This window comes from Enhygromyxa salina, assembly GCF_002994615.1.
GTDB lineage: Bacteria > Myxococcota_A > Polyangia > Nannocystales > Nannocystaceae > Plesiocystis > Plesiocystis salina_A.
In genome coordinates, this window is the sequence record NZ_PVNK01000183.1 from 1 (window position 1) to 662 (window position 662).

General features: G+C 65.3%; 1 protein-coding gene. It reads left to right on the top strand.

Annotated elements, in window-relative coordinates; all coding sequences use genetic code 11:
* Positions 1-528: DUF2505 domain-containing protein (locus tag ENSA5_RS21060; RefSeq protein ID WP_219906828.1), on the top strand; the 528-nt coding region annotated here is incomplete at its 5' end.
* Positions 529-662: the final 134 nt, after the last annotated feature.

Consider the following 662-nt stretch of genomic DNA (forward strand, 5'->3'; position numbering starts at 1 on the left):
AGCCGAGCCCCCGCCATGATCGAGTACGAGATCGTCGACGAGTTTGCGACCACCCCGGACAAGTACTGGGACATGTTCTTCAGCGAGGAGTACAACGTCGCGCTGTGGAAGGCCCTCGACATGGAGCGCGAGGTCTTGAAGTTCGAGCGCAAGGGCGAGGGTCCCGACGAGACCATCGAACGGATCCAGCGCCTGACCCCCAAGCGCGACGTGCCCTCGGCCCTGCGCAAGCTGGTCAAGGACGCGATCCGCTACGAAGAGCGCAACACCTGGCGCCGCGGCGACAACCTCATGCACGTCGTCACGATCCCCAACTTCTTCGCCGACAAGTTCACGACCAAGGGCACCTACCGCCTCGTCGCCAAGGGCGACAACAAGCTCGACCGGATCTGGAAGGCGACCTGCGAGTGCCGCGTCGCGCTCGTCGGCGGCAAGGTCGAGAAGCACGTCGTCGAGGAGGTCAAGCGCAGCTACCAGGCGACCACGATCTTCACCCGCAAGTGGGTCGCCGAGAAGTTGCTTCCTTAGACCCCCCTGGGCGTTGGCGACTCTGCCACGCACGGCCGCAAGCGGCCGGTCGTTCGGTCGCTGCGCTCCCTCTCTCGGTGGGCTGGTATGAGCTTGGCCCTCGAATGCGTGGCCCCCTGAGAGGGGGCTCATGG